Origin of the sequence: Cryobacterium sp. 10I5, assembly GCF_035019865.1 — a bacterium.
In the GTDB taxonomy this organism is placed as follows: Bacteria; Actinomycetota; Actinomycetes; order Actinomycetales; family Microbacteriaceae; genus Cryobacterium; species Cryobacterium breve_A.
Map to the genome: position 1 here is coordinate 62,797 of NZ_JASJVI010000010.1, position 9,490 is coordinate 72,286.

At 68.9% G+C, this 9,490-nt stretch carries 8 protein-coding genes; 2 read left to right on the forward strand and 6 right to left on the reverse strand.

The genetic code is table 11. From position 1 onward, the window contains the following. Nucleotides 1-43 precede the first annotated feature (43 nt). A complete protein-coding gene (locus QN350_RS05430; RefSeq protein ID WP_322139346.1) occupies nt 44-1,630 on the reverse strand; it encodes a carboxylesterase/lipase family protein in 1,587 nt (528 codons plus the stop codon). Between the two features lie 58 nt (nt 1,631-1,688). Between QN350_RS05430 and QN350_RS05435 the strand changes: the two genes are divergently transcribed. Next, complete coding sequence (locus QN350_RS05435; protein WP_322139345.1) at nt 1,689-2,966, forward strand: uracil-xanthine permease family protein; 1,278 nt, start codon at nt 1,689-1,691, stop codon at nt 2,964-2,966. 352 nt (nt 2,967-3,318) lie between these two features. Here the strand turns inward: QN350_RS05435 and QN350_RS05440 are convergent, their stop codons facing one another. From QN350_RS05440 to QN350_RS05450, 3 genes are all read right to left on the reverse strand, one after another. Next, on the reverse strand, nt 3,319-3,651 hold the full coding sequence (locus tag QN350_RS05440) for a peptidase (RefSeq protein WP_281534347.1): 333 nt from the start codon (nt 3,649-3,651) through the stop codon (nt 3,319-3,321). Beyond that, the gene (locus QN350_RS05445) at nt 3,648-4,838 is read right to left on the reverse strand and encodes an inorganic phosphate transporter (RefSeq protein ID WP_322139344.1); all 1,191 of its coding nucleotides are present in this window, start codon (nt 4,836-4,838) and stop codon (nt 3,648-3,650) included. Before QN350_RS05445 ends, QN350_RS05440 begins: the two co-directional genes overlap by 4 nt. Nucleotides 4,839-4,983: 145 nt before the next feature. Continuing rightward, the gene (locus tag QN350_RS05450) at nt 4,984-5,457 is read right to left on the reverse strand and encodes an 8-oxo-dGTP diphosphatase (RefSeq protein WP_281534346.1); all 474 of its coding nucleotides are present in this window, start codon (nt 5,455-5,457) and stop codon (nt 4,984-4,986) included. A gap of 38 nt (nt 5,458-5,495) precedes the next feature. Between QN350_RS05450 and QN350_RS05455 the strand changes: the two genes are divergently transcribed. Next, complete coding sequence (locus QN350_RS05455) at nt 5,496-5,750, forward strand: mycoredoxin (RefSeq protein ID WP_134449563.1); 255 nt, start codon at nt 5,496-5,498, stop codon at nt 5,748-5,750. Nucleotides 5,751-5,891: 141 nt separating this feature from the next. Here QN350_RS05455 and QN350_RS05460 read toward each other — a convergent pair whose 3' ends face one another. Together QN350_RS05460 and QN350_RS05465 are read right to left on the reverse strand one after the other, a co-directional pair. Next, nucleotides 5,892-6,920, reverse strand: coding sequence for a 6-phosphofructokinase (locus tag QN350_RS05460; protein WP_134449562.1), 1,029 nt, complete (start codon nt 6,918-6,920; stop codon nt 5,892-5,894). Between the two features lie 106 nt (nt 6,921-7,026). Beyond that, nucleotides 7,027-9,204, reverse strand: a complete 2,178-nt coding sequence (locus QN350_RS05465; protein WP_322139343.1) for a DEAD/DEAH box helicase — start codon at nt 9,202-9,204, stop codon at nt 7,027-7,029. Between the last annotated feature and the right edge of the window lie 286 nt (nt 9,205-9,490).

Sequence of the window (9,490 nt, forward strand, 5' to 3'; positions counted from 1 at the left end):
TTCCAGCTTACGCTTGTCGCTCTCAGGCCCCTGCCTGTCCCGATCAGACGTGCGGGACGAAGGCTCCCCACGCCAGCCGCCGCTCGGCAAGCGGATCGGACTCGACCCGGTCCACCGCATCGATGATGAGGGTCGCCCGGCGCGCCTCGTCATAGAGCGGCCACGCGGCATCCGGTTCACCCGTCGTCGCGAAGCCGAGCCACCAGCGCTGCATGCGCGCCCCGATCGCCTTGAACTCGCGCCGGCCGCCGATGATCGTCATGCCCCGGCCGAACCAGCCGTCGAGCCGGTCGAAGAGCGGGAACAGTTCGAGGCCGTGGGTCGCGTCAAAGCCCATCCGCCGCACGAGGCGCGGAGCGAAGTCGAAGCGGTAGAAGTGCACGGGGGCGTAGCGGGAGTGGCGCTCGCCGACCTTCACGCTCGGGTACCAGAACGAGAAATCGCCGCCGAAGTCGAGGGCCGGCCGCAGCGCCGGAATCCCCGGGTACTGCGCGGTGAGGGCCTTCCGCGCCTTCTTCTTCGTGTTGGCGAAGATCGCGCGGATGCGCTTGGGCGTCGACGCGAGGATGTCGATCCGTCCGTTGAAGAGGGAGCCCTCGCGGGCGTTGGTGCCGATGATCAGCGGGATCCGGGCGGCGCGGCCGTCCCGGAATGCGTCGAGCGGGCGTTCGGGCAGGAAGTCACCGTCGATGACGGGCGACAGCGGAATCGTGCCGGGGTACTGGTCGGGTGCCCGCACGGTGAGCTCCATCGTGGCGGCCGCGAGCCGGGCCGGTGACGCGCCGAGCAGCAGCGCCCGGGACTGCTCGAGCGGACCCGGGTTCGCGTCCGGTCCGGCATTCTCCGTCGCGCGTGCGGCGAGGATACTCACGAAGTCGCGCGCCCACTCCGCCGTGAGCGCAGGCGGATACACCGCGTTCGGCGGTGCGCTCTGCGCGATCGCGCGCTGGAAGAGGCCGTGCGCGCTCGGCACGGTCATCAGGGTCGTCACGGCGTTGCCCCCTGCCGACTCGCCGAAGAGCGTCACGGCATCCGGGTCACCGCCGAAGAAGCGGATGTTGTCCCGCACCCAGGTGAGGGCGGCGGTCTGGTCCCGCAGCCCGAGATTGCTCTCGAACGGGCGCTCCGGCGTCGAGTAGCTGCTGAAGTCGAGGTAGCCAAGCGCGCCGAGACGGTAGTTCAGGCTGACGTAGACGATGCCGCCGCGCCGAACGAGGCCCTCGCCCTGAGTGGGCACCTCGCGCGAGGACCCGACGCTGTACGCGCCCCCGTGGATGAACACCATCACCGGGCGGAGCGCGGCCGGGTCGACCGGCGTGTCAGGGGCGATCACGTTGAGATTGAGGCAGTCCTCGCCCTGCGGGATGTCCGGGCGAGCCCCGTTGAACTGGCCCTTGTGGCTTTGCGGCGACACGGGTCCCCAGTCGGTCGCATCGCGGACACCCGGCCATGCCTCCGGCGGCCGCGGGGCTCGGAACCGGAGAGGCCCGACGGGCGCAGCGGCGTAGGGAATGCCCCGCCAGGCGCGGACCCCCCGCACCCGGATGCCCCGCACCAGGCCGGTCCCGATCCGGACGGTCAGTGCCGCGTCAAGCGAGTCGTCGTGGGCGGGCTGAACGGTTCGAGTCACGATCCGATCCTAATTCTTCACTACGATCGGAATACGTCCCACTACGAAACGAGCGACAATGGCACTGCCCTGGACCCTGCACGGCGACGGAAAAACGGTCGGGGTCGGAGACGTGGTCGGGCCGGGTGAGCGCCTGAACTGGCCCCTCACGATCGGCATCGGGGCCCAGCACGTCGTCGCGATGTTCGGCGCGACATTCCTCGTTCCGCTGCTCACCGGTTTCCCGCCGAGCACCACGCTCTTCTTCTCCGGTGTCGGCACCCTGCTCTTCCTGATCCTCACGAAGAACAAGCTCCCCAGCTACCTCGGCAGTTCGTTCGCCTTCATCGCGCCGATCACCGCCGCCGTCGCGACGGCCGGTATGGGGAGCGCCCTGTTCGGCATCCTCGCCGTCGGCGTCCTGCTCGCGGTCATCGGCGTCGTGGTGCAGGTCACCGGCACCGGCTGGATCGACGCGCTGATGCCGCCCGTCGTCTCCGGCGCGATCGTCGCCCTGATCGGGTTCAACCTCGCCCCGGTCGCCAAGGCGAACTTCGTCGTCGCTCCCCTGACCGCCGTGATCACCCTCGCCGCCGTCATCCTCTCCACGGTGCTGTTCCGCGGCATCCTCGGTCGGCTCTCGATCGTGATCGGTGTCGCGGTCGGCTACCTCGCCGCCGTCCTGTCCGGCCAGGTCGACTTCTCCAAGGTCAACGAGGCCGCCTGGATCGGCCTCCCGCCCTTCACGCTGCCGACGAACCCCTTCGAGAACGCCGCCGTGCTCGGCGTCCTCCCCGCATTCCTGCCGGTCGTGCTCGTGCTCGTGGCCGAGAACGTCGGCCACATCCGCGGCGTCGCCCAGATGACGGATGCGAAGGTGAACCGGTTCACCGGCCGCGCCCTGATGGCCGACGGGCTCGCGACGATGCTCGCCGGGTTCAGCGGCGGCTCCGGAACGACGACCTACGGCGAGAACATCGGCGTAATGGCCGCGACCCGGATCTACTCGACCGCCGCGTACTGGGTCGCCGGCCTCGTTGCCGTACTGCTCGGCCTCTCCCCCAAGATCGGCGCGCTCATCAACACGATCCCCGCCGGTGTGCTCGGCGGAGTCACGACCGCCCTCTACGGCCTGATCGGCATCATCGGCGTCAAGATCTGGCTCGACAACAAGGTCGACTTCAGCCGCCCGGTCAACCAGTTCACCGCCGCGACCGCGCTGATCATCGGCATCGCCGACTACACCTTCACCGCGGGCACCCTGAGCTTCAACGGCATCGCGCTCGGCACGGTCGCCGCCATCGTGATCTACCACGTGATGACCGTGATCGGCCGGCTGCGCCGCACCGACCGCTGACCCGCTCACCCGCTCACCCGCTCACCCGACGCAACGTCGGAGTTTTTCGCAACACGCCGCATCCCCGCGCGGCGGATGCCGCCGGTCGCGAAATCCTCCGACATTGCAGCGCCCCTCAACGCGCAACGCCGCGACCCTTCACGCGGGAGCTGCGCCCAGCATCCACCGACCGCCGGTCGCCGCGCGGCGCGTCGCCCGACGCAACGTCGGAGTTTTTCGCAACACGCCGCATCCCCGGGCGGCGGATGCCGCCGGTCGCGAAATCCTCCGACGTTGCAGCGCCTGAGCCCCGACCGGGGAGCCGCTCCGAGCACGCGCGACCGGTCACGCGGACCGTGCGTGCGACATCCGGTCAGCGGTGCAGGGCGGGCACGATCAGGTAGACGCCGTAGAGCACGGCCGCGACGCTGACCGAGAAGCAGGCATAGGCCCCGACGAGCGCGAGGCGCTTCTGGAACGCGGTCAGCGGGTTCGCCGTCGCTGATTTGCGCCGCCGCTTGGCCTCTTTCGCGGCCCGCTTGGGCGTGAGCACCGTGATCGCGCCGGTGAAGGACGCCGGATCCACGACGAGGGCCCGGCCGGCGCTGGTCAGCAGCCGGAGTCCGAGCGAGTACAGGCTCACGACGACGGTCGACGCCAGGAGCGAGGCCCCGGCCACGACGAAGAATGCTCCCCAGTCGATCACAGAGATACCTTCTTCCGGTCGCGGCGCGCGATGCGCCGCGGCGTCTTCTTGATCTTGACGACAAGGGCGGCGTCATCGATGTCGTGCAGGTTGTCGTGGGTGATGCGGGTGCGCCGCGACTGCCGGAACAACAGAGCGACGATGACCGAGCCGAGGACCAGGTCGATGACGAGTCCGATCGGCCCGAGCAGCGTGAAGCCGGCGGCGAACGCGCCCATGACCGCGGAGGCGGGCAGGGTCAGCAGCCAGCCGAGTGCGATCTGGCCGGCCATGCCCCAGCGCACGGTCGCCCCGCGGCGGCCGAGGCCGGACCCGATGACGGAGCCGGAGGCGACCTGAGTTGTCGAGAGCGCGAAGCCGAGGTGGCTGGACGCGAGGATGGTCGCGGCCGTGCTGGTCTCCGCGGCGAAGCCCTGGGCGGGCTTGACGTCGGTGAGGCCCCTGCCCATTGTGAGGATGATCCGCCAGCCGCCGGTGTACGTCCCGATCGCGATCGCGAGCGCGCACGTGCAGATGACCCACCACTGCGGGCCGCTGCCGACGGCCTGGAATCCGCCGGCGATGAGGGTCAGGGTGATCACGCCCATGGTCTTCTGCGCGTCGTTGGTGCCGTGGGCGAGGGCGACGAGCGAGGACGAGAAGATCTGCGCGTAGCGGAAGCCGCCCCGGCCGTCCGCCTTGCCGGCGTCACGACGGGTGATGAAGTACGCGAGCCGGGTCGCGATGAGCGCGACGACACCGACCGTGACCGGCGCGATCAGTGCGGGCAGGATCACCTTGGCGAAGACGACCCCGAAGTCGACGGACTGGACGCCGATCCCGATGATGGCCGCGCCGATCAGGCCGCCGAAGAGGGCGTGGCTCGAGCTCGAGGGCAGGCCGCGGAGCCAGGTGATCAGGTTCCAGACGATCGCGCCGATGAGGCCGGCGAAGATGATCTGCGGCGTGATCTGGACCCCGCCGTTGCCCTCTCGGATGATGCCGCCCGACACGGTCTTCGCGACCTCGGTGGAGAGGAAGGCGCCGACGAGGTTGAGCACCGCTGCGAGGCCGACGGCGACCTTGGGTCGCATCGCCCCGGTCGCGATCGGCGTCGCCATCGCGTTCGCGGTGTCGTGGAAGCCGTTGGTGAAGTCGAAGACGAGGGAGAGCGCAATGACGAGCGCGACGATCAGGGTGAGATCCACCGGAGGCTTTCTTGTTCGGCTCAACGGGGTGCAGCCGAATCCGCGCTGTTTCCCGGACGCCGGACGAGCAAGCGACCTTACGATCCTGACACTCCCGGGAGGTCAGGTCAATTCAACAGGCGGCAACCCCTGGTTCACCGGACGTTCACCCGCGGGCGACGACCGTCGCGAGGTCGGGCCCGAACGTGAAGGTCTCGCGTACCGGGACCCCCGCGAGAACGCCGGGCAGCCAGTGCCTGGCGTCGTCCCACATCTCGTCGAGGGGCAGCGCCGCGACATCGAACCACACCGGGTTCAGTTCGTCCGATTCCCGGGGTGTGCCGCTCCAGTCACGGCACACGAAGACAGACGATTCCTGGCTCCACGCCTCCCGGTGCGGGAACAGGTAGGTCAGCACGCCGAGGGCGGTCAGGGCGGATGCCGCGACACGGAGTCCGGACTCCTCCTCGATTTCGCGCACCGCGGCATCCACCGCGGTTTCACCAGGTTCGAGCTTGCCGCCGAGGCCGACGATATTGCCGAGCCCGAGGCCCTTCTTCTTACGGCCGAGGAGAACCTGGGCGACGCCGGCGGGCGATTCGCGGGTGAGGTAGCACACGCACACCTGGGGCAGGGTCATGGTCCCAGCTTAACGGCGGGGTTTGTTAGGCTGCGCCTATGAATTTCGTTCCCGAGTCGGGCACCATCACCATGTTCACGACCAACTGGTGCGGCTATTGCTCCCGGTTGAAGTCCCAGCTCGACAAGGCCGGCGTCGGCTACACCGAGGTCAACGTCGAAGAGGTCGACGGCACGAGCGAACTCGTGATGAGCCTGAACGGCGGCAACCGCACCGTGCCGACGGTGCTGTTCCCGGACGGGTCGAGCGCGACGAACCCCTCGCTCGCGCAGGTGCAGGCCAAACTCGCCTGACCCTCTCCTCCCCGGTTCCATCAGCTGAGGGGTCGCAAATCGACCTTCTCACACGCTGAGGGGTCGCAATTCGACCTTCCCGTGTGCTGCGAAGGTCGATCTGCGACCCCTCAGGGATGCGATCGGGTGATGCTGCCGGCTTTAGCCGAAGAGGACGGCGGCCTCGTCGTAGCGTGCCTGCGGGACGGTCTTCAGGCCGATCGTGGCGTCGGCGATACTGACGATCTCGATGTCGGTGCCCTTGAGCGAGACCATGGAGCCCCACTGGCCGGCGTGGATCGCGTCGACGGCGGCCATGCCCAGGCGGGTGGCGAGCACGCGGTCGTAGGCCGACGGGGAGCCGCCGCGCTGGGTGTGGCCGAGGACGGTCGCGCGGGTTTCGATGCCGGTGCGCTCTTCGACCATCGGGGCGATCATTTCGCTGATGCCGCCGAGGCGGGGGCGGTTGAACGCGTCGAGGCCCTTGGTGGAGAGTGCTTCCTCCATGCCGGCGAGCTTGAAGCCCTCCGAGACGACGAGGACCGGTGCGCGGCCGCGGTCGCGGACGCTGAGGACCCACTCGCAGATCTGCTCGATGGTCTGGCTCTGCTCGGGGATGAGGATGGCGTGTGCTCCGCCGGCCATTCCGGAGTGCAGGGCGATCCAGCCGACGTGGCGGCCCATGACCTCGACGATCATGCAACGCCCGTGCGACTCGGCGGTGGTGCGGAGGCGGTCGATGGCCTCGGTGGCGATCTCGACGGCGGTGTTGAATCCGAACGAGTAGTCGGTGGCCTCGAGGTCGTTGTCGATGGTCTTCGGTACGCCGACGATGCGGATGCCTGCGTCGGTGAGGCGGCGGGCCGCGGTCAGCGTGCCCTCGCCACCGATCGCGATAATGGCGTCGATGCCCTCGGCATCCATCATTTTCTGGATGTTAACGGGCCCGCCGTTCTCGCCCTCGAACGGGTTGGTGCGCGAGCTGCCGAGAATGGTGCCGCCCTGGCGGGATAATCCACGCACGCTGTGGCGATCGAGGGTCATGAACTCCCCCTGCACCAGCCCGCGCCAGCCGTTGCGGATGCCGATGAATTCGTCATCGAGAACGCGAACACCTTTAAGGACGGAACCGCGAATAACCGCGTTCAGCCCGGGGCAGTCTCCACCGCTCGTGAGGATACCAATTTTCATCTGTGACTGCTCCTTCATGCTTAAGTACTCATGTCGGCGCTCTCACCAACCCCTAATGATGGTCCCGAATCGGGGCCAGACTCAAATCCGGCCCGGGGAACCCGGGCTACAGCTCCCCGTCGAGCGCCTGGGTGAGCAGGAAGACGAGTGCGCTGGCCTGGATCGAGTCCTCGGACGAGACCTCACCCTCGACGCCGTCGAGCGCGCGGGCCGCGAGACCCTGCTTACTGCCGATCAGTTCGGCGATGCGCGCGTCGATCGTGTGCGCGGCGATGATCCGCCACGCGGTGACCGGTTCCGACTGGCCGATGCGGTGCACCCGGTCGATGGCCTGGGTCTGCTCTGCGGCCGTCCAGCTGAGCTCGGCGAGCACGACGTTCGAGGCGGCCTGCAGATTGACCCCGACGCCGGCGGCGCTGAGCGAGCAGACGACGACGGCGACGCCCGGGTCGTTGTTGAAGGAGTCGATCGCGGCCTGGCGGGCGAGCGCGGTCTGGTCGCCCCTGAGGGAGACGGAACGCATGCCGCGCTTGGCGAAGATCTGTTCCGCGGTGTCCATGACGTCGATGTGCTTGGCGAAGAACACGACCTTGCCGACCGAGTGCGCGAGTTGCACGGCGTAGTCTGCGGCGAGTCCGGCCTTGGCCTGGCCGATCTTGCGCACCATCGTGAACACGTTCTCGCCGGTGGTCTGGCCCTTGGACTCCTCGAGCTCCGCGTGGGCGACCGCGCGGATGAACGCGGCGCGCTCTGCACCGTCGAGGGTCGGCGCCTTGCGGCCGGGATGGCGCGCGGACACGAGACCGTGGTACCGGGTGACGAGGCGGGCGGCGAGTTCCCGTTCGGCCTGGCGGATCGACCGGCCGAGGTCGTCGTCGAGTTCGACGGGCAGGTCGGCGATGCGCTTGGCGGGCAGGTCCGCCGCAACGTCGACCTTGCGGCGGCGCACGATGCCCATGTCGATGACCGCGGCCCTGGCCTCGGAGTAGAAGCCGGCATCCGCCGGGGTGAGGCCGGTGGCCTCGAGGCGCGCCATGAGTTTCGCGGTCGGCTTGTCGCCGTCGATCCAGCCGAGGAACTGCCAGATGGCGCGGAAGTCGTCGACGTCGTTGATCAGCGGGGTACCGGTCAGGGCCATCAGGAGCGGGTTGCCGCCGGGGGTGCGGCGGCGGATCTGCTCGGCGAGGGCGAGCACATGGCGGGAGCGCTGCGACTGCAGGTTCTTGATGAAGTGCGCCTCGTCGACGACCATGCCCTTGAAGCCGAGGGTGCCGAGCCAGGCCCGGTGCCGGTCGAGAACGTCGTAGTTCACGATGACGACGTCGGCGAAGGCGTCGAGGGTGTCGCCGTCGCCGTGGATGACGGTCGCCCGGCGCTGCGGCGTCCACATCTCGACCTCACGCACCCAGTTCATCTTGACGACGTTGGGCACGATGGCGAGGAGCGGGTACGCGCCGGCGACGGAGGCCGCGAGCAGGCTCTGGGCGGTCTTGCCGAGCCCCGGCTCGTCGGCGAGCAGGTAGCTGCGATGGCCGAGCCGCGCGCTCTCGATGAAGCGGGACTGGTGGCGCATGAGTTCCATGCCGGGCGGGGAGAGCCGGTCGATGACGGGCGCCTCCGGCAGGTCCATGCTCGCGGCCTGGCCGCCTGAGCCGTATTCGAAGGACTTGAAGAGCGGGCCGATGAGTTCCCAGTTGGCGAGGCGGCGACCCGAGATGACGGGGGCGGCCTGGACTGCGCTGAAATCGGGGGCGAGGAAGGGGTTGGCGAGCTGGCGCGCCCGCACGGACTGCGGGACGACCTGATTCTCCGGCTCCTCGGGCTTGACCTCAGGCTCGCGGGTGATGATCAGTTCGTCCGGGCTCAGTTCTGCCCCGGATTCGAGGAGCCAGTCGCGGCGGAAGCGCTGCGCGACGGTCGAGACGCCGGCGTCGGGTTCGAGGAGCGTGATCAGGCTCGTGTCGCGTGCTGCGGTCTTCGCGAGGATCTGGGCGATGCCGTCGAGGCGTTTGAGCAGCTCTGCCCGGTTCGCGTCGGTGAGCTCGCGGTCGCCCTTGACCCTGGCGCGTTCCTCGCGCATCAGGAGCGCGATGACCTGGTACTTCGTGCGGTTCGTGGGCCCGAGCTTGGTGCCCGACTGGGCCTTGGCCTCGACCTCGCGCACCTTGCGCGCGAGGATCGGGATGATCGGGGCGTCGTCGTCCCTGGAGCGTGCGCGCTGCCGGGCGCGGCCTCCGGCCGGGGCATGGTTGTTCGAGCCTGGGGCCTGGCGGGTGTATGCCATTCTTCTCCAACTTCACAGCGGCTGCGGCAGCGTGATCCACGCGCGACGTCGTGCGGCATCCGTGGACACCAGAGCGAGCAATCGTCGAACCGGGCCGAGCCAACGAAACGATTGTGCTGCAGACCGCTTCGGTAATACACCGGGGAGGTCGAGACGACGACCGGGTTTCGACGCACCTGTAGTCTACGCCCGCGCATCCGCCCGACGGCACACCCCACACGGCGCTCAGTGCACGGGAACCTTGACACGCACCCCGACGACGATGAAGAGCAGAGCCGCGAGATAC